Source organism: Arthrobacter sp. C2, from assembly GCA_024207135.1.
GTDB lineage: Bacteria > Actinomycetota > Actinomycetes > Actinomycetales > Micrococcaceae > Paeniglutamicibacter.
The window spans coordinates 4,183,522-4,201,891 of record CP042428.1 but is presented as its reverse complement, the minus strand read 5'-3'; the positions used below and the strand labels follow the sequence as shown (position 1 = coordinate 4,201,891).

General features: G+C 69.4%; 13 protein-coding genes. 5 read left to right on the top strand and 8 right to left on the bottom strand.

What is annotated here, in order from left to right:
* Nucleotides 1–75: 75 nt before the first annotated feature.
* The 7 genes from FPY90_RS19170 to FPY90_RS19140 all read right to left on the bottom strand — a co-directional run bounded on the left by FPY90_RS19170 (nt 76) and on the right by FPY90_RS19140 (nt 8,866).
* A complete protein-coding gene (locus FPY90_RS19170) occupies nt 76–1,104 on the bottom strand; it encodes an inositol monophosphatase family protein (protein WP_498682810.1) in 1,029 nt (342 codons plus the stop codon).
* A gap of 84 nt (nt 1,105–1,188) precedes the next feature.
* Nucleotides 1,189–3,537 carry an NAD-dependent DNA ligase LigA gene (gene ligA / locus FPY90_RS19165; RefSeq protein ID WP_498682808.1) on the bottom strand — a complete coding sequence of 783 codons (2,349 nt, stop codon included), beginning with the start codon at nt 3,535–3,537 and terminating at the stop codon, nt 1,189–1,191.
* An 83-nt stretch (nt 3,538–3,620) separates the two neighbouring features.
* The gene (locus FPY90_RS19160; protein ID WP_498682807.1) at nt 3,621–4,772 is read right to left on the bottom strand and encodes a PP2C family protein-serine/threonine phosphatase; all 1,152 of its coding nucleotides are present in this window, start codon (nt 4,770–4,772) and stop codon (nt 3,621–3,623) included.
* Between the two features lie 30 nt (nt 4,773–4,802).
* Nucleotides 4,803–6,098 (bottom strand): adenylate/guanylate cyclase domain-containing protein, encoded by a 1,296-nt coding sequence (locus FPY90_RS19155; RefSeq protein ID WP_071215527.1) that lies wholly within the window; start codon nt 6,096–6,098, stop codon nt 4,803–4,805.
* Entirely contained in the window at nt 6,091–6,720 is a 630-nt protein-coding gene (locus FPY90_RS19150) for a hypothetical protein (protein WP_071215526.1), read from the bottom strand. The genes FPY90_RS19155 and FPY90_RS19150 overlap by 8 nt, the downstream gene beginning before the upstream one ends.
* A 226-nt stretch (nt 6,721–6,946) precedes the next feature.
* Nucleotides 6,947–7,912 (bottom strand): biotin--[acetyl-CoA-carboxylase] ligase, encoded by a 966-nt coding sequence (locus FPY90_RS19145; protein ID WP_498682804.1) that lies wholly within the window; start codon nt 7,910–7,912, stop codon nt 6,947–6,949.
* 93 nt (nt 7,913–8,005) lie between these two features.
* A complete protein-coding gene (locus tag FPY90_RS19140) occupies nt 8,006–8,866 on the bottom strand; it encodes an SDR family oxidoreductase (RefSeq protein WP_498682802.1) in 861 nt (286 codons plus the stop codon).
* 195 nt (nt 8,867–9,061) lie between these two features.
* Here FPY90_RS19140 and FPY90_RS19135 point away from each other — a divergent pair, with 195 nt between their 5' ends.
* The 3 genes from FPY90_RS19135 (at nt 9,062) to FPY90_RS19125 (ending at nt 12,796) form a co-directional block, all read left to right on the top strand.
* Nucleotides 9,062–10,675 (top strand): acyl-CoA carboxylase subunit beta, encoded by a 1,614-nt coding sequence (locus FPY90_RS19135; protein ID WP_498682800.1) that lies wholly within the window; start codon nt 9,062–9,064, stop codon nt 10,673–10,675.
* Nucleotides 10,672–10,902, top strand: a complete 231-nt coding sequence (locus tag FPY90_RS19130) for an acyl-CoA carboxylase subunit epsilon (protein WP_071215523.1) — start codon at nt 10,672–10,674, stop codon at nt 10,900–10,902. The genes FPY90_RS19135 and FPY90_RS19130 overlap by 4 nt, the downstream gene beginning before the upstream one ends.
* Before the next feature lie 226 nt (nt 10,903–11,128).
* Nucleotides 11,129–12,796, top strand: coding sequence for a DUF885 domain-containing protein (locus FPY90_RS19125; RefSeq protein WP_498682799.1), 1,668 nt, complete (start codon nt 11,129–11,131; stop codon nt 12,794–12,796).
* Between the two features lie 517 nt (nt 12,797–13,313).
* Here FPY90_RS19125 and FPY90_RS19120 read toward each other — a convergent pair.
* Nucleotides 13,314–15,887: a helix-turn-helix transcriptional regulator gene (locus FPY90_RS19120; protein WP_498682797.1), complete on the bottom strand. Its 2,574-nt coding sequence runs from the start codon at nt 15,885–15,887 to the stop codon at nt 13,314–13,316.
* 234 nt (nt 15,888–16,121) lie between these two features.
* Between FPY90_RS19120 and FPY90_RS19115 the strand changes: the two genes are divergently transcribed.
* Entirely contained in the window at nt 16,122–17,519 is a 1,398-nt protein-coding gene (locus tag FPY90_RS19115) for a dicarboxylate/amino acid:cation symporter (RefSeq protein WP_071215520.1), read from the top strand.
* Nucleotides 17,520–17,720: 201 nt separating this feature from the next.
* Nucleotides 17,721–18,365, top strand: a complete 645-nt coding sequence (locus FPY90_RS19110) for a TetR/AcrR family transcriptional regulator (protein WP_071215519.1) — start codon at nt 17,721–17,723, stop codon at nt 18,363–18,365.
* The last annotated feature ends 5 nt before the right edge of the window (nt 18,366–18,370 follow it).

The window sequence follows — 18,370 nt, the reverse complement described above, 5'->3', positions numbered from 1 at the left end:
CGCAGGGGGGCCGACGAGGAAGCCCGCCGCACCCGTGGTCCACGAGTGCGGCGGGCTTTTGCGTGTCCGCTGCGTCTAGGACGCGGGCTGCTCCTTGGGCAGCGCGTCGAAGTCCAGGTGGCCGGCGGCCTGCCAGCCCGGGTCGGTGCGCGGGCGCAGCACCGGCAGCCCGGCCTCGGCCGCGACCAGCGCGCCGGCTGCCCAGTCGAATTCCTGGGTGCCGTACTCCGCATACGCATCGAGCGTGCCGTCGGCAACCAGGCACAGGTCCAGTGCGGCCGAGCCGATGCGCCGCACATTGGCGAACCCGGGCATCAATCCCAGCAGCGCGCCGACCTGGAACTGGCGGCGGTCCGCGTCGTACCCGAAGCCGGTGGCCAGCAGGCGCCCGGCCTCCTCCTTGTCGCCGCCGGACAGCCGCTGCGCCCGGGTCGCGCTGCCGCCGCGGCGGGCGTCGGAGCCCACGTGCAGCGTCGAGTCCACCAGCCAGGCACCGTCCCCGGCGGCGGCGTAGTACTCGGTGCCCAGCGCCGGGGCGTTCACGGCGGCGGCCAGCCAGCCGTGCGTGCCCGCATCCATGGCCGCGGCGTCGGCGGCCAGCGAGCTGCCGGTGGGTGCGGCCGGGTGCCCCGGGACCGCAGCTGCATCGGCCGCGGCCGCATCGGGGGTGTTCCGGGCGGGCGTTGCCGCAGCACTCTCGTCAAGCGGCCCGAAGACAGCCACCGAGGTGCAGTAGTACACGATGCCGCGCACGAAGTTCGCGGTGCCGTCCAGCGGGTCGATGGACCAGCGGTAGCCCGAGGGGTCCGCCGGCACCGTGCGGCCATACTCCTCCCCGGTGATCGCGTCGTTGGGGCGGGCCGCTGCGATCACGTCGCGCACCGCCATTTCCGCCCGGCGGTCGAAGTCGGTGACCCAGTCGCCCGCGGCACTCTTGGTGTCCGCGGCAACCCGGCCGCGTCCGCGTTCGGCCAGCACCGCGGCCCCGGCGGCGGCCGCCTCGCGGGCCACGGCCAGCAGCTGGCGGCGCAGCGAGGGTTCCTGGCCCTCGGATGGCTCGGCGGCACCCCGTGCCGATTGCTTGTGCTTGGGGTTGGTGCTCATGTGCTGCTCCTTGGTGACGTCGGGACCGGGACCTGCGAACAGGACGGCCGGGATTGCGGGCCGGGCCGGCGCGGGCCCGCGGCGCTAGGCCTCGGGGTTGGGCCGCCCCTGAACCGCCTCGGGTCCGCCGTTGATCAGCAGCACGAAGCCCTCCTCGTCGAGCACCTGCACGCCCAGGGCGACCGCCTTGTCCAGCTTCGAACCGGCGGCCTCGCCGGCCACCAGGTAGGCGGTGTTCTTGGAGACCGACCCGGCGGCCTTGCCGCCGCGGATGATGATCGCTTCCTTGGCCGCGTCCCGGCTGTAGGTCGGCAGCGTGCCGGTGACCACGATGCTCATCCCCTCCAGGTGCTTGGTGATGGACTCGTCCTGCTCGTCCTTCATCAATACCCCGGCCGCGGCCCAGGCCGCAATGATCTCCCGGTGCCAGTCCACGGAGAACCACTCGATCAGTGCGTCGGCGATGATCGCGCCGACCCCGTCGACCTCGGCCAGCGCCTCGCGGGCGCCCTCGGCCTCCAGCGCCTCGATGATCTTGTCCATCGAGCCGTACCGGGTGGCCAGCGAGCGCGAGGCGGTGGGCCCCACGTGCCGGATGGACAGCCCGACCAGCACCCGCCACAGCGGCTTGGCCTTGGCCTTCTCCAGCTCGTCGAAGAGCTTTTCGGTGGTCCGGGTCGGTGCCGAGGGCTTCTTGGCGGTGGCCTTGGAGTAGAAGTACGGGACCAGCGCGAACTTCCCGGTGCCCTCGCCCTTGGAGCGGATCTCGCGCCACACCTGGACGTCGGCGAGGGTCTCGCGCAGCGCGGGATCCGGGTTGCCGGCGGCCAGATCGAAGATCGCCGCCTCGTTGCGCAGCGGGCCGGGGCCGGCCGGGACGATCACCCCGCCGTTTTCGGCCGGGTCTTCGCCCGGGCCGATGGTCAGCGCCTGGGCTGCCTCGTAGCCCAGCGCCTCGATGTCGAAGGCGCCGCGCCCGCCCAGGTGGGCGACGCGTTCGGTCAGCTGCACCGGGCAGGATTCGGCGTTGGGGCAGCGGATGTCCACGTCGCCCTCCTTGGCCGGGGCCAGCGCCGTCCCGCAGGAGGGGCAGTGCGTGGGCATCACGAACTCGGTCTCGGTGCCGTCGCGCAGCGGCAGCACGGGGCCGACGATTTCCGGGATCACGTCCCCGGCCTTGCGCAGGATCACGGTGTCGCCGATGAGCACGCCCTTGGCCTTGACCACGTCCTGGTTGTGCAGCGTCGCGCGCTCCACGGTGGACCCGGCGACCAGCACCGGCTCCATGATGCCGAAGGGGGTGACCCGGCCGGTGCGCCCGACCTGCACCTGGATGTCGATCAACTTGGTGTTGACCTCCTCGGGCGGGTACTTGTAGGCCACCGCCCAGCGCGGGACCCGGGAGGTGAAGCCGAGGTTGCGCTGGATCTCGAAGGAGTCGGTCTTCACCACGATGCCGTCGATCTCGTGCAACAGGTCGTGGCGGTGCTCCCCGTTCTCGGCGATGAACGCCAGCACCTCCTCGAGGGTGTCCACGACGCGCGAGTACGGGGAGACCGGCAGCCCCCAGGAGGCCATCAGCGCGTAGGTTTCCGACTGCGTGGCGGCGGAAAGGCCAGCGCGCACGCCGAAGCCGTGGACGAACATCTGCAGCGGGCGCTTGGCGGTTTCCGCGGGGTCCTTCTGCCGGATGGAGCCGGCCGCGGCGTTGCGCGGGTTGGCCAGCGGGGCCTTGCCCGCCTCGATGAGCGCCTCGTTGTAGGCGGCGAAGGCGTCCGAGGGGATGAAGATCTCCCCGCGCACCTCGACCTCCTCGGGCCAGTTCTCCCCCGCCAGCTGCGTGGGGATCGACTTGATGGTCAGCACGTTGTGCGTGACGTCCTCCCCGGTGGTGCCGTCCCCGCGGGTGGCGGCGCGCACCAGCTGGCCGTTGCGGTAGAGCAGGTTCACCGCCAGGCCGTCGATCTTGACCTCGCAAAGCCACTTGAGTTCGTGGCCCGACGCGCGCAGCGCGGCGTTGGCCGCGGTCTTCTCGCCCCAGGCGGTGACCTCCTCCAGGGAGAACACGTCCTCCAGCGAGTACATGCGCGAAAGGTGGACCACCTCGGCGAAGGCCGCGGAGACCTCGCCGCCGACCTCCTGGGTGGGCGAGTCGTTGGCGACGATTTCGGGGTGCTGCGCCTCGAGCAGCTCCAGGCGGGAGTACAGCTTGTCGAACTCGGCGTCGGAAATCAGCGGGGCGTCGTCGTTGTAGTAGGCGGCGCGGTGCTTGCGGACTTCGTCGGTGAGCTGCTGGTATTCGGTGCGCAGGGCCTCGTCGGGGACCACGGCCTCGGCCTCGAGCGCTTCGGCCAGGGCGTCGGCTTCCTCGGGCGGGCGGGCGGCAACGGGCTGGTGCGTCTCGGGCTGCGGGGTCGGTTCTTCGTGGCTCACCCCTCCATTTTGCCCCAGAACGTCCCCGGGTTGGTGCCCGGGGGCGGCGTGCGTGTGGCGCGGCGTGCCCGGCGTGCGCCCGATCAGGCCGCTGGGCCCTCGATATCGACGATGACCACCGAGATGTTGTCCCGTCCGCCGCTGGCCAGGGCGGCATCGATGAGCCGGCCCACGGCCTCGGTGCGGTCCGGGGTGTTGGCCAGGATGTGTTCCATGGCGGCGTGCTCGACCTCGCCGGTGAGCCCGTCGGTGCACAGCAGGTAGCGGTCCCCGGGGCGCGGGTGGTGGAACTGGGTGTCGGGGACCGAGTTGCCGCCGGCGCCCAGCGCCCGGGTGATCAGGTTGCGCTGCGGGTGGATGCGGGCCTCGGCCTCGGTGATGATGCCGCCGTCGATGAGTTCCTGGACCGCGGAGTGGTCGCGGGTCAGCTGCCTCAGCACGCCGGCGCGCAGCCGGTAGCCGCGCGAATCCCCCACGTTCAGCAGCATCAGCCGGACCTCGTCGGCCTCCGCCGGGGTGCCGGCCCCCGGAAGCGGGATCTCGGTGACCTTCGCGGAGGTGGCGGCAACCGCCGGCGGCACGGCGCCGGCGGCCAGTGCCGCGTCGGCCTGCGCGCGCGGGAGCACATCGGTGGTGGGTTCCGGGTCGGCATGCGGGCGTTCGGCTTGCGGGTGTTCGGCTGGTGCGTCGGCCGCCGCCGCTGCCTCGGGCCCGTCGCCTGCTTGCTGGGAATCCCGGGATGCGGCCGGCTCGTTGGATTCGCGGGTGCTGGAGAGGTAGCGCGGGGTGCCCAGCGCCGGAAGCGGCAGGTGCAGCGCCTCGGTGGTGCCCGGGCCCTGCCCGGCGGGACCGTCGATAGCCGGAAGGGCCGAGGTTTCGGGCGTGGCCGGGGTGCAGGCGGTCTCCGCCGGCCAGGTGCCGCCGTCGTCCTCCACGCGCACCAGCGCCAGCGCGCACAGCGTGGTTCCGCCCCGGGCCCCGATGGCCTGGCGGATGCGGACATCGGCCGCGGTGACCTGCGCCAGCACGTCGCGGGCGTGCGGCAGCAGCGTCTGCTGGTCGCCGGCCTCGCAGGGGCCGGCGGCGATCTCGTTCAGCGTCCCGATGCCCAGGCGCGAGGCCAGGTCGCCGGCCTCGTGCCCGCCCATGCCGTCGGCCACCGCAAAGATGGTTCCGGCCTCGAGCACCGCGTCCTCGTTGACCGCGCGGCGCAGCCCGATGTCTGTTGCCGCCACGGCATGAACCTGCCCGAATCCGAAGCGCATCTAGTCCAGCACCAGCCCCGAGCCGGTGCCCGGCGCCAGGAGCACCGGGTTGATGTCGCCGAAGCCGCGCACCGAGGTGGTTTCCTGCGGCTGCAGCACGAAGCGGGCATCCCCGGCCAGCGTGGAGGCGGTCAGCTCGTCGGTGAGCACGGTGCCGGGCTCGGCCAGCGAGGTCAGCCGCGCGGCCAGGTTCACCGTGGGTCCGTAGATGTCGCCCAGGCGGGAAAGCACCCGGCCCCAGACCAGCGCGACCCGGGTGTTGGGCAGCAGCTCGTCGGCCGCAAACTCCCGGGACATCGCCAGGGCGATCTGCGCGCCGGCCTGCGGGGTCTCGGCCACGAAGAGCACCTCGTCGCCGACCGTCTTGACCAGCCGGCCGCCGCCGATGGAGATGATTTCCGCGCACTTGGATTCGAAGCGCTGCACCAGCTGGGCCAGGGTGCGCTCGTTCATCCGGCGCGAGAGCGAAGTGTAGGAGACCAGGTCCGCGAAGCCGACGGCGCGGGCCAAAGGCAGCGGGGCGTCGTCCTCGGAGCCGTCGCGGCCCTCGGCGGAGGCGGCCAGGCCGGTCTCGGCGCGCACGGCCAGGCGGTGGACCGCGGCATTCAGCTGCCGGCGCCAGGAGTACACCAGCAGCTCCTCGAGCGGCGAGATGAGCTCGGGCAGCAGGTTCACCAGGTTGCGACGCGCCTCGGGGTCGCTCATCTTCTGGTTCTGCACCATGTCCTCGACCAGTGCCTCGACCTGCCAGACCACCATGCGGTCGGTCATCTGGCCGATGGAACGGGTCAGCGAGATCGCGGTTTCCTCGGTGAGGATGCCGTCGCGGACCATGTTGAGCATCAGCTTGAGCGCGTCCTGGTCGACGGTGGTGAAGAAGACCTCTTCGTCGCCCAGGTTCGGGAAGCCCATGGCGCGCCAGATCTTGCGGGCCGAGAGCAGCGAGACGCCGGCCCCGGCGGCCATTTCACGCCGGCGCATGGTGCGGTCGGCGCCCAGCAGGCGCCGCTCCAGTTCGCGGACGGCGTCGCGTGCGGGTTCCGGGGTGGACCCGTCGACCTGGTCCGGGCGCTTCATCGCCTCGACCAGTTCGGCCAGCGGGTCATCGAGCGCCGGCTCGATCTCCGCCGCCCGGTGCACCGTGGCGGGGTGGGCCGTGGCCGGGTGCGCCGCGCCGTTGCCCTCTGGCGCCGGGGTCTCGGGCGCCTCGGCGGGATGGCGCTGGGCACGTGCCGCGTCGCGGGCAGCGGTGGGCGCGGCGGGTTGGGTGCCCGTCGCCGGCGACCGCTCACTCATGCTGCGTCCATTCTCTTCGTTCGTGGGGGTGTTGCTGGTCATGCTGGTGGGGCGCTTCGTTCGTCGGCTTGGCCGGCGGCCCGCTGCCGTCGGCTTCTTCCATGTTTACACCATCGACCCGGGGGAAGTGCGGCAGTGCACCGATCGCCCCGATGCAGTATCCGCGCATGCGGGCCACCGCCGGGACGTGCGGGATGTTGAAACGTTGTTCGGCCAGCACCAGGGTCAGCGTCCCGGGGGCAAGCTGCGGCGCATTGGGTCTCACCACGGCAACGATATCGTGGATTGCGTACAACCCGATGGAATGTTGCCCCGCGGCCCGGCGTCCGCGCTTGGTAACGATGCGCTCGGTGGTCAGGTAGATGAAGCTGTTGGCCCAGCGGATCCATGGGCGCAGGCACCAGATGACCAGCAGCACGGCGAACACCACGGCCAGCAGCGCCAGCGCCAGCGGGCGCGCCTCGATGACCCAGCCGGGAAGGTCCTCGCGCAGCAACAGGCCCAGCAGGTAGCAGGTGCCGGCGACCAGGAGCAGGAAGCGCAGCAGCGGCCCACGCAGCACCCGGCGGTGCGCACGGGTCTTGACGAGGACTCGCTCGCGCTTCTCCAGTATCAATTTCACGTCCCGGCTCCTTCAACCCACACACCGGTTGTGCGTGCCGGTCTTGCTCCTTCCATGGTAGGGCCAGTGCACCCACGTTTCGGATCCGGGCACCGCACATCGTTGCGTGATGTGCCCTGCATTGGCCGCATTGCTTCGGCGTCCGGGGACTTGTGCCGCCGGTTCGAGGCACCGGCCGGCCGGCGATTTCGCGAACGCCCGCCGGGCGGCCCCGACGCCGGGAGCTCTAGGCGTAGGAGCCGTCGGAGCGGCGCAGGTGCGTCACGTCCCCGGCCATCACGCTGTGCACCGTGCCGTCGTCCTCGCGCACCTTCAGCGATCCGTCGGCGTCCAGGTCGATGGCGGTGCCGCGCAGCACCGCGCCGTTGGGCAGGTGCGCATCGACGCGGTGCCCGATGGTCACCATGACCGAGCGCACCACCTCGCGCAGCGTGGCTTCCGGCGCCTCGGGCGCTTCCGCGTCAGGGGTTTCCGCGTCCGTTGTCCCGGCCCCCGCCGCGTAGCGGGCCTTGGCCGACGCATTCCCGCCGGCGGTCTCGAAGGTCCGGAACAGCTGCGCCACCCGGCGCAGGTAGCCGTCCAGCAGTGCGGTGCGATCGAGCGTGGCAGCACCCAGCATCCCCAGGCTGGCGGCGGTGTCCACCGGCAGCTCGGCGGCGGTGAGGCTCACGTTCAGCCCGGCACCGACCACGACCACCGGGCCGTCGGGCCGCATGACCAGCTGGGCCAGCACGCCGCACACCTTCCTGCCCTTGGCCACCACGTCGTTGGGCCATTTCAGCCCGGCGGCCAGGGAGGCGTCCTCGCGCAGCGTCTGCACCATGGCCGCGGCGCAGAGCATCGACAGCCAGGCCAGGCCCGAGGAGTCGAACCCGGGGCCCGGGCGGAAGTAGATGGACGTGGCCAGGGCGCTGCGCGCCGGGGTCTGCCAGCCGCGCCCGAGCCGCCCGTGCCCGGCCATCTGGTGCTCGGTGGTTTCCACCGACAGGTTGGCCAGGTCCGCACCGTGGGCGCGTGCGGCCAGGTCGTCGTTGGTTGACCCGGTGTGCTCGGAAATCCACAGCTCCCCCAGGCCGGCCGCGGCCATGCCCCGGCGCAGGGCGGCGGCATCCAGCGGCGCGCGGTCGGCCTCGGAGATCTCGAAGGCGCTGTTCGTTTCGTGCTCCGGCCCGGGGCCCTGTGGGTTGCTCATGAACCCAAGACTAGCCAGTCTTTCTCGGCATTCGCCACGGAGCCGGCGGCTCGTCGCCGCCGGCGGCATGCGGCTGCGGCCACCGGCGGGTTCCTAGAGGAAGATGTCGCCGATCAGGTCGGATTCGGCCGCTCCCATGGAATATCCGGACAGGTCGGTGGTGCCGGCCGCGGCCAGCACGGCCTCGTCGGTGAAGAAGTTTCCGCTGCAGGCCCGCGCGTCCGAGGTGAGGATCGCGTGGGCGGCATCGGCCACGATGCTTGCCGAGCGGGCCGCCTTGACCAGCTGCTCCCCGCCGGGCATGTTGCGGATCGCGGCGGTGTCGATCAGCGTGGCGGGCCACAGCGAGTTCACCCCGATCCCGCTGCCGCGCAGCTCTTCCGCCAGCCCCAGGGTGGTCATGCTCATTCCGTACTTGGCCATGGTGTAGGCCAGGTGCATGCCCGCCCACTTGGGATCCAGGTTCAGCGGCGGGGAGAGCGTGAGGATGTGCCCGTTGGCGCTTTCGCGCAGGTGCGGCAGCGCGGTCTTGGACAGCAGGAAGGTGCCGCGGACGTTGATGTCCATCATCAGGTCGTATTTCTTCATGGACACCTCGTCGGTCTTGGACAGGTCGATGGCCGAGGCGTTGTTGACCACCACGTCGATGCCGCCGAAACGCTCTTTTGCCTGCGCGACGGCGGAGATCACGTCCTCGTCGTTGCGCACGTCCCCCACGATGGCCAGCGCATGGCCCCCGGCGGCGGTGATCTGGTCCGCGGCGGTGAACACGGTCCCGGCGAGGTTCGCCTGCGCGGTGGCGGTCTTGGCCATGATGGCGACATTCGCCCCGTCGGCGGCCGCGCGCAGCGCGATGGCCAGCCCGATGCCGCGCGAGCCCCCGCTCATCAGGATGGTCTTGCCCTTCAGGGGCATGGCGTTGGCGGCGATCTTCCCGCGGTTCGATTCACTCATGTGAGCCACATTACGGGAACCCGCGGCACTAAAGCTACTCACGAGTAACTTGTTTTATGGACGACTTGGCCCCCGACGCGACACGATTTTGTAGCTTTCCTACACACGGAAGCGCCCAGAGCCTCATTAGACTGGCCAAGGTGGCATGGTTGTTGTGCCTTTCCTACTACGTAACTACTTCAAGGGAGCCATGGGATGACCCAGAGCCGCGTCGCTGACGCCACGGAATCGATCGACCTGTCGACAACTGCCGGCAAGATCGCCGAGTTCCGTCGCCGCGAGGCCCTCGCCCAGGCACCCTCGGGCCAGGAAGCGATCGAAAAGCAGCACGCCCGCGGCAAGCACACCGCCCGCGAGCGCATCGAGATGCTGATGGACGAAGGCTCGTTCGTCGAGTTCGACGCCCTGGCCGTGCACCGCACCTCCGCCTTCGGGATGGACAAGAAACGCCCTCTGGGCGACGGACTGGTCTCCGGCTACGGCACGGTGGACGGGCGCCAGGTGGCGGTCTACTCGCAGGATTTCACCGTCTACGGCGGCTCGCTGTCCCAGGTCAACGGCGAGAAGATCGTCAAGGTGCAGGAATTCGCGCTGCGCAACGGCTGCCCCGTGGTCGGCATCCTCGACGGCGGCGGCGCCCGCATCCAGGAGGGCGTGGCCTCGCTGGCGATGTTCGCCGACATCTTCCGCAACAACGTCCACGCCTCGGGCGTGGTCCCGCAGATCTCGCTGATCATGGGCCCGAGCGCCGGCGGCGCGGCGTACTCCCCCGCGCTGACCGACTACGTGATCATGGTCGACAAGACCAGCCACATGTTCATCACCGGCCCGGACGTGATCAAGACCGTCACCGGCGAGGAAGTGGACATGGAGACCCTGGGCGGGGCGCGCCAGCACAACGCCACCACCGGAACCGCCACCTACCTGGCCACCGACGAATCCGATGCGATCGAGTTCTGCAAGGAACTGCTCGAGTTCCTGCCCTCGAACAACATCTCCGACGCCCCGGCCACCGAGTTCGACGAGGAGCTCGAGTTGACCGCCGAGGACCTCGAACTGGACACGCTGATCCCGGACTCGGCCAACCAGCCCTACGACATGCGCAAGGTCATCGAGCACATCGTGGACGACGGCATCTTCCTGGAAATGCAGTCGCTCTACGCGCCGAACGTGATGATCGGCTACGCCCGCGTCGAGGGCGCCACCATCGGCATCGTCGCCAACCAGCCGATGCAGTTCGCCGGAACGCTGGACATCGCCGCCTCCGAGAAGGCCGCCCGCTTCGTGCGCAACTGCGACGCCTTCAACATCCCGCTGCTCACCCTGGTCGACGTGCCGGGCTTCCTGCCGGGCAAGGACCAGGAGTTCCAGGGCATCATCCGCCGCGGCGCCAAGCTGCTCTACGCCTACGCCGAGGCCACCGTGCCGAAGCTGACGGTGATCACGCGCAAGGCCTACGGCGGGGCCTACATCGTGATGGGCTCCAAGAAGCTGGGCGCGGACATCAACCTGGCCTGGCCGACCGCGCAGATCGGCGTCATGGGCGCCCAGGGAGCGGTCAACATCCTCTACCGCCGCGACCTGGCAACGGTGGCCGCCGAGGGCGGGGACGTGGAGGCACGCCGCACCGCGATCATCGAGGGCTACGAGGCCGAGCTGCTCAACCCGTACCAGGCCGCGGAGCTGGGCTACGTCGATGCGGTCATCGCACCCTCGGAGACCCGCCTGCAGATCGTGCGCGGGTTGCGCGCCACGCGCGACAAGCACGCCTCGCTTCCGGCCAAGAAGCACGGGAACATCCCGCTGTGACCGGCGACCGAAACATGCATCCCGACGCCCAGGCCGCGGCGCTGTCCATCACCCGAGGGAACCCCACGGCCGAGGAAGTCGCGGCCCTGGCCACCGTCGTTTCCGCGCTGGTGTCCCAGGATTCCTCCGCGTCGATGCCCTCGGGCACGGAGCTGCGCCGCGGGCGCATCCGTCGGCGCCGCGAACTGGCCGGGGCTCCGCTGCCATGGAAGGTCGGGCGGCACTAGCCAGGCACCCGGACCCCCACCCACCGGGGAACCGCCAACGGCATTGCGGGGGCGGTGCGTGGCACACAGGCTCACCCTGCGTGCCACGCACCGCCCCTTGTATCTGGAATCCGGTGCGTTGACGCCGGACCCGAGGTGCTGCCCGGAGTGCCCAGCGCCGCCTACAACGCGAAATTGGTCGTGGAATATCTTCAACAACGCTTTCAGAAGCGTTTAGGCTGGTGCCATGACCAACACCACAGCCGTGCGCACCCCCAGCGCCATCGATGCCGTCGCCAACGAGTACTTCGCCCGCCTGCTCGAGCTCGTCCCGGAGTTCGCCACCGAGCTGGGCCTTCCCGGCAGCGAGGCCGCCTACTCCGACTATTCGCCTTCCGGCGTGGCGGCCCAGACCGCCGCGGCCCGCGAGGCGCTGGCCAAGCTCGAGCCCCTGGCCCCGGTGGACGCGATCGATGCAACCACGCTCGACGCGATGAACGAGCGCCTCGGGCTGGACATCGAGATCGCCGAAACCGGGCGCACCGAGCTGAACAACATCGCCTCCCCCGCCCAGGACCTGCGCGCCATCTTCGATTTGATGCCGCAGGAGACCTCCGCCGACTACGGGTTCATCGCCGAGCGCATGCACAACCTGCCCGCCGCGATGGACGGGTACATCGCCTCGCTGCGCGATTCGGCAGCCCGCGGACTGGTCGCAGCCTCCCGGCAGGTGAAGATCGTCATCAGCCAGGGACGGGAGTACGCCAAGGAAGGCGGCTTCTTCGACGCCCTGGCGGCCGCCGGCACGAAGATCGACCCCGAACTCGGCGAGCGCCTGTCCGGCGGGGCGGCGGCCGCCAACGCCGCCTACCTGCGCCTGGCCAAGGTGCTCGAGTCGGAGCTGCTGCCGCTGGCGCCGGAAACGGACTCCGTGGGCCGGGAATACTATGCGCTGATGTCCCGCCGCTTCCTGGGTGCCGCGGTCGACCTGGAGGAGACCTACGCCTGGGGCGTGAATGAACTGGCGAACATCATCAAGGAGCAGGAGCGGGTGGCCGACCAGATCCGACCCGGAGCCTCCATCGCCGAGGCCAAGGAGATCCTGAACCAGGACCCCGCACGCCAGCTGGCCGGGACCGACGCGTTGCAGGCCTGGATGCAGGAGAAGTCCGACGCCGCGTTGCTGGCGCTGGCCGGCACGCACTTCGAGATCCCCTCCCCCATGGACCGGATCCAGTGCATGATCGCCCCCACCCAGGAAGGCGGCATCTACTACACCGGGCCCTCCGAGGACTTCAGCCGCCCGGGCCGCATGTGGTGGTCGGTGCCCGAGGGCGAGGACCAGTTCACCACCTGGTCCGAGCTGACCACCGTGTACCACGAGGGCGTACCGGGCCACCACCTGCAGGTGGCCACCGCCGTCATGTCCCGCGACACGCTCAACGACTGGCGCCGGCATGCCTGCTGGGTCTCGGGTCACGGCGAGGGCTGGGCGCTGTACGCCGAGCGGCTCATGCACGACCTGGGGTACCTGGCGGATCCGGGCGACTACCTGGGCATGCTCGATGCCCAACGGATGCGTGCGGCCCGCGTCGTCTTCGACATCGGCGTCCACCTGGGGCTTCAGATTCCCGAGGCCTGGGGTTCGGGGACCTGGGACAGCGAGTCGGGCTTCGCCTTCCTGGAAAAGAACCTGGACATCTCGGCCGGACAGCTGGAATTCGAGTTCACCCGCTACCTGGGTTGGCCGGGCCAGGCGCCGGCGTACAAGGTCGGGCAGCGCCTGTGGGAGCAGATCCGCGACGAGCGTGCCGCCCGCGCCGGGGACCGGTTCGACCTGAAGGCGTTCCACACCCAGGCGCTGGGGCTTGGTTCGGTGGGACTGGACACCCTGCGCCGGGCCCTGCTGGCGTAGCCCGGGATCCTTTCCTCCCCCGATTCGGACAACCGGTGCCCGGCCGCTGGCTTGAAGGCCGGGCACCGATTTGGCGGCATCTTGGCACCGAATCCCGTCCTGACGAAATTTTGGAGCCTGATTAGGCGTTTTGAATCCGTTTCGGATACCGTGCCGGACCTTTTATCCATTTGCGTTGGTTTGAGGGTGAAGGCAAGGGTGAAACCGCGCACCGACACTGATATCCCGCTTGATTACCTGCGATAGTTGGTCATGTTGCTGCAGAACACGTCGAGGTGACCACAACCCGGGAAACCGGAAAACTCCACTTCGCGTACAAAAGCGTTAACCGCTGGGGAAGTTCGCAGTGCGGCATGGATGCATTGCTTGGGGGCTGCATCGGTGCCGATTGGGGGGAATGCTCCGAGTTGTGTTTGGTGGAAACCCTGCCCCCGCCCCGGGCACCGCATGCACCCCCGAACCCTTCGGGTTTCACCTTGCGGACCTCGCCGCTTCCGGACCGACAGTCCGCCCTTTCCTAATCGGCCGCTTCGACGTCCTTGCTCGGGATCAGTCCCTGCACGCGCGCCGCTTCCAGTGCGGAGGCGCGGTCGGACACCCCCAGCTTCCGGTAGATGCTGCGTAACTGGCTCTTGACCGTGTTCACGGAGACGAATTGCCGCTCGGCGATCTCGGCAGCACTCCCAGTGGAGACCAGCTCCCCCAGCACCGCCAGTTCGCGGGCGCTGAGCACCGCACGGCCCAGGCCGCCGGGGATGTTCGAGACGGTGTTCGTCTCGACCTTCAGCGTGATGCCCAGTTCCCTGGCTTCGGCGAGTATCCGCTCCAGGTCAGGAGCGGGCAACAGGTTCAGGGCCATGCCCAGGCCGTATTCCTCACTCAGCGCGGCCACCATGCGCAGGGCCCCACCGATGGCGGGGCGGTTGTTTTGCTGCAGGGTTGCGGCCAGAACCAGGACCGCCTGCTGGAAGCGGGTGCGCGGTTGCACGACCGCTCCCAGCGAGGTGCATAGCCGCAGGACCTCCGCGGCATCCCCCTGGGCCAGACGCACGCGCGCCTGCATCAAGGTCCGCGACGTCTCCGAGACGGACTTGGCGGCGACCTTCAACGCATTGACCGGATCACCCACCGCCAGGTTCAGCAGGCAGGAGGCCGAAACCAGCATCTGCTTGCCGTACTTCTGGGCCACGGGTTGTTCGCGTTCGCGCACCAGGTAGCCCTGCATCCGCACCAGGGACGCCGTCGTTTCGCCGGTGACCACTGCCAGTATCGCCTCGGCCAACCGGATGGCCGGCCAGAACTCGTTGTTGTGCTGGTCGATGCGCAGCAGTTCCACCCAGCGTGCGGCATCCTCGAAACGCTGTTCCTCCATGGCGCACACGAAGGACGCGGCCCTGAAAGGGGTGGCGAAGTAGGCGCTGGTGGCGGGATTGGACCAGTGCTCGGGCAAGGACTCGGCCAGCAGTGCCGACGCCTTGTGGATGTCCCCGCTGAGCGTATAAAAATAGGCTTGGACCGTGGTTGCGTAATGGTCGTTGTCGACACGGTTGTGCCGCTGGTCTGCGGAGACCCCCAGCTCGGCGGCGATGAGCGCCTCATCGTGGGCACCGCCGGCGTGCAGGCTCAGTGCCAGCTGGACGAGCATCGGGCCCTCGAACGGCCCCAGATCGTCGCGCTGCGCCGGGGCCATGTCGCGGTGCAGCGCGAGGGCGCTGCGTGCGGTCTTGACCGACAGCTCGCCGATGCCGCTGAGCCTCGCCGCGACCGATTCAATCAGGACCATGACCATCTTGTCCGCGGGCGGGGCATTGCGCCCCACCGTGCGCGCGCCGGTGGCGGCCAGGGCCAGCAGTTCCAGGGTCTTGAGCTTGAATTTCCCGGTCGCGCTGTAGGCGATCGCCAGGCAGATGGCCAGCAGCGGGTACCGCGCCAGCACCGTCAGGGGCAGTTCGTCCAGCAGCACCGACCCGCGGGTGCCCAGTTCCCCCTCGAGGTATTCGTCCGCATGCATGCGCAGGATGTCGGAGGCCAGCTGGTGGTCCGGCGCGGCCAACGCGTGGCGCAGCGCCCGGAATGCGGACCCATGGGTCATCTCGTACCGTGCGCAAATCCGGTGCAGCGAGCGCAGCCGGTCCTTGTCCGAGGCCAGGTAGGTGCTTGTCAGCACCCGGCGCAGCACGGGGTGCAGGCAGTATTCCTCATCGGGGTTCCGCGACGAGCGATAGACCAGGCCCCTGCTCTCCAAATCCGGCAACCATGCCGCGAGGTGGTTTTCGGCCACGAGCGGCAGCAACGCCCGGGGCACCGTGGTGGGCACGGCGAGCACCGCAAGGAAGTCGAGCTGTCCGGGCTCGAGTGCTTCGCTTTCCAGCATCGCCTTCAGGTCGCGGTCCACCGCGGCATTCACTTCGGCCAGAAACGCCCGGGCCGGCGGGTCCAGTTCCAGCAGTGCTGGCATCGGCGGGCCCAGCGGCGAAGCGTGTTTGCCCTGCTTGACCCGCGCCTGCGCCGGCTCCGGAGCGCGCATGGTCTGCGCCCGGAGCTTGGCCATGCGCATGAGTTGCGGTGTACCGCACAAATCGAGGCACAACGGCTCGGCGAAACGCTCGAGCGCGCTACCCCGGAAATAGTCCGCCGCCTCATCTGGGGTAAAGCGGAATTCATGTGGCGGAACCACGGCCACTTCGAACGGCAGCAGCGTGCGCCGGCGCTCGAGGTCAAGGTATTCGGTGGTGAGCACCAGCGCGCGTCGCCCGGGATGCTCGCGTGCCATCTGCTGCACGAAGCCGGTGAGGCGGCCGTTGAACGCCGCGGTGCAGTCCTCGAGTACGACCAGGTGCGAGTCCGGGTCGGCGGCCGCCTCATAATGCTTGGCCAGCACGAGGTCCAGCGGCTCCTCGAGCTCGCTGCAATTGATCCAGCTCCAGCTCCGGGCCTGGGGGTCACGCCGGGACAGCCAGTCGCGAACGGCTACGCGCTTGCCGGCGCCGCGCGGTGCCCTGGCGATCACTGCCGAAGATGCCACCGCCTGGTCAAGCAGGCGCTCGAGGCGTGGCCTGGACAGCGTGTCGTCGAATTTTCCCCAGATCATGCGTTCCGGCCTCCGTTCCCCAGCTGCGATTCATCGGGCCCCGAGTCCTGCATTTACCGCGGGCACGAACAAGTAACATACAAACCGATTGCTTGAAAGATCAGCTTAACACCGGGGCGCACCGCTATGTAATGGAACACAAAATCCCCGCAATAAACCGCTGGGGAGGACTTTTGCGTAACATTGCTCAATACTGGCTATCCTTTGCTATGGTCCACCGCCTAGCTTCGTAGCGTGACTACCTCCAATACGACGCCCACGAGGCGCATCCCAGCTTGGGCCACCGCATTCGGCCCGCAAATCATCATTGCCCTGGTCCTGGGTCTTGGTCTTGGCCTGCTGGCCAAGTACACCGGCCACACCGCGGACACCCCGACCGGACTGGGCACCACGCTGGCCACGCTCGGGTCCAGCTACATCTCGCTGCTCAAGGCGGCGGTCATCCCACTGATCTTCTTCGCGGTCGTGGCATCCATCGCCAACTTGGCCAAGGTGACCAATGCGGCACGCCTGGCCTGGCAGACCATCCTCTGGTTCGCCATCACCTCGGCCATCTCGGTAGTCATCGGCATGGTGCTGGGCACCGTGCTTCGCCCCGGCGCCGGCACCGGACAAAGCGCCCCTCCCGAATACGACGGGCGCACCGGCGACTGGTGGGCATTCCTGATCGGGCTCATCCCGTCGAACTTCCTGGGCCTCGGCGCAACGACCAAGGTTGCAGAGGGCGGGGATGTGACCACCGCGCTCAGCTTCAACGTGCTGCAGGTGCTGGTCATTGCCATCACCGTGGGCATCGCGGCACTCAAGGTGGGCGACGCCGCCCGCCCGTTCCTGGACTTCTCCGCCGCCACCCTGGCCGTCATCCAAAAGGTCCTCTGGTGGATCATCCGCCTGGCCCCGCTGGGCACCGTGGGCCTGATCGGCAACGCCGTGGCCACCTACGGCTGGGACACCATCGGCGCGCTGGGCAAGTTCACCCTGGCCATCTACATCGGCCTGGCGCTGGTGATCTTCGGCCTCTACCCGGTGCTGGTCCGCGCCCACGGCCTGAGCATCAAGCAGTACTTCTCCGGCGTCTGGCCCGCCGTGCAGCTGGCCTTCGTCTCCCGTTCCTCCATCGGCACCCTGCCGCTGACCCAGCGCGTGACCGAGCGCAACCTGGGCGTGCCCTCGGGCTATGCCTCCTTCGCCGTGCCGCTGGGCGCCACGACCAAGATGGACGGCTGCGCCGCGATCTATCCGGCGATCTCCGCGATCTTCGTCGCCCAGTTCTTCGGCATCGACCTGGGCCTGACCGACTACCTGCTGATCGCCATGGTCTCGGTGCTGGGCTCGGCAGCCACGGCCGGAACCACCGGCGCGGTGGTCATGTTGACCTTGACGCTGTCCACCGTCGGACTGCCGCTGGCAGGCGTCGGACTGATCCTGGCCGTCGACCCGATCCTTGACATGGGCCGCACCGCGGTCAACGTCGCCGGGCAGGCCCTGGTGCCGGCCATCGTCGCCAAGCGCGAAGGCATCCTGGACGAGGAGCTGTACAACGCACCGCGCCACGGCGACCCGTTCAACGACGAGTTCAAGGCGGCCACCGACGCCCAGGCGCGCGAGCCGCAGCCGGCCCGGGCCAATTAGCCGCAACGCCGTGCGGTAGTCACGATTTTTTCACCAGGGCGGGTCGCCTGGTTCCCGGGATGCAACATCCCCGGGCGCCGGGCGGCCCGCCCTTTGTTGTGCCCGGGAACCGCCCCCTGTCGTGGGGCCGGCGGGAAATCGCCAATAAAATTGCACGGCATGCAAGTTTGCACGTAGTGTAGAAAGGTGAGCCACTCCCCCATGCCCCCGCCCTCGCGGCGCGAACTGAACAAGGCCGCCACCCGGGCAGCCATCGTCCAGGCGGCCTTCGCCCAACTGGAATCCGCCGGCTATGCCGCACTGACCGCCGAGTCCGTTGCCGACGCCGCCGGGGTCTCCCGCCGCACCTTCTTCAACTACTTCCCCTCGATCGAGGCGGCCCTGAACGAGCCGACCAAGCTCTTGCTGGAAAACGCCGTGGCCGTGCTCGACGAGCTGGACCCGGAGCTGGACCTGCTCTCCGCCGCGGTGACGACGGTCGAATCCCTCGTGGACCCGGCACTGCTCGAGCCCATCGCCAACCTGTACCTGCTGGCCTCCGAGCACCCGCAGATGGCCCGGATGCAGCTGGAGGCGTGGAACGACTGCGCCGAGGCGCTCACCGGGATCATCACCGCCCGCGCACCGCAGGGCACCCCGCTGGCCGCCACGGTCTTCGCCCACTGCGTCATCGGCGCCGGCAAGGCCGCCTTCGCCCAGTGGTCCCGCGAACTCGCCGCCACCCCGGACCCCGCCGATCCGCGCCGCACGCACCTGCTGCGCGCCACCCTCGCCGAGGCCATCGCCCAATTGCGCGACGGCTTCCCCTCCCTGCAACAACGTGCACAGCACACACGAAAGGCCTAAAAGAC

Excerpts from the sequence above, each read along its gene's own strand:
- FPY90_RS19155 (WP_071215527.1), bottom strand. The coding sequence starts at position 6,098 with ATGAGTGAGCGGTCGCCGGCGACGGGCACCCAACCCGCCGCGCCCACC.
- FPY90_RS19170 (WP_498682810.1), bottom strand. The coding sequence starts at position 1,104 with ATGAGCACCAACCCCAAGCACAAGCAATCGGCACGGGGTGCCGCCGAG.
- FPY90_RS19135 (WP_498682800.1), top strand. The coding sequence starts at position 9,062 with ATGACCCAGAGCCGCGTCGCTGACGCCACGGAATCGATCGACCTGTCG.
- FPY90_RS19125 (WP_498682799.1), top strand. The coding sequence starts at position 11,129 with ATGACCAACACCACAGCCGTGCGCACCCCCAGCGCCATCGATGCCGTC.
- FPY90_RS19120 (WP_498682797.1), bottom strand. The coding sequence starts at position 15,887 with ATGATCTGGGGAAAATTCGACGACACGCTGTCCAGGCCACGCCTCGAG.
- FPY90_RS19110 (WP_071215519.1), top strand. The coding sequence starts at position 17,721 with ATGCCCCCGCCCTCGCGGCGCGAACTGAACAAGGCCGCCACCCGGGCA.
- FPY90_RS19145 (WP_498682804.1), bottom strand. The coding sequence starts at position 7,912 with ATGAGCAACCCACAGGGCCCCGGGCCGGAGCACGAAACGAACAGCGCC.
- FPY90_RS19140 (WP_498682802.1), bottom strand. The coding sequence starts at position 8,866 with ATGAGTGAATCGAACCGCGGGAAGATCGCCGCCAACGCCATGCCCCTG.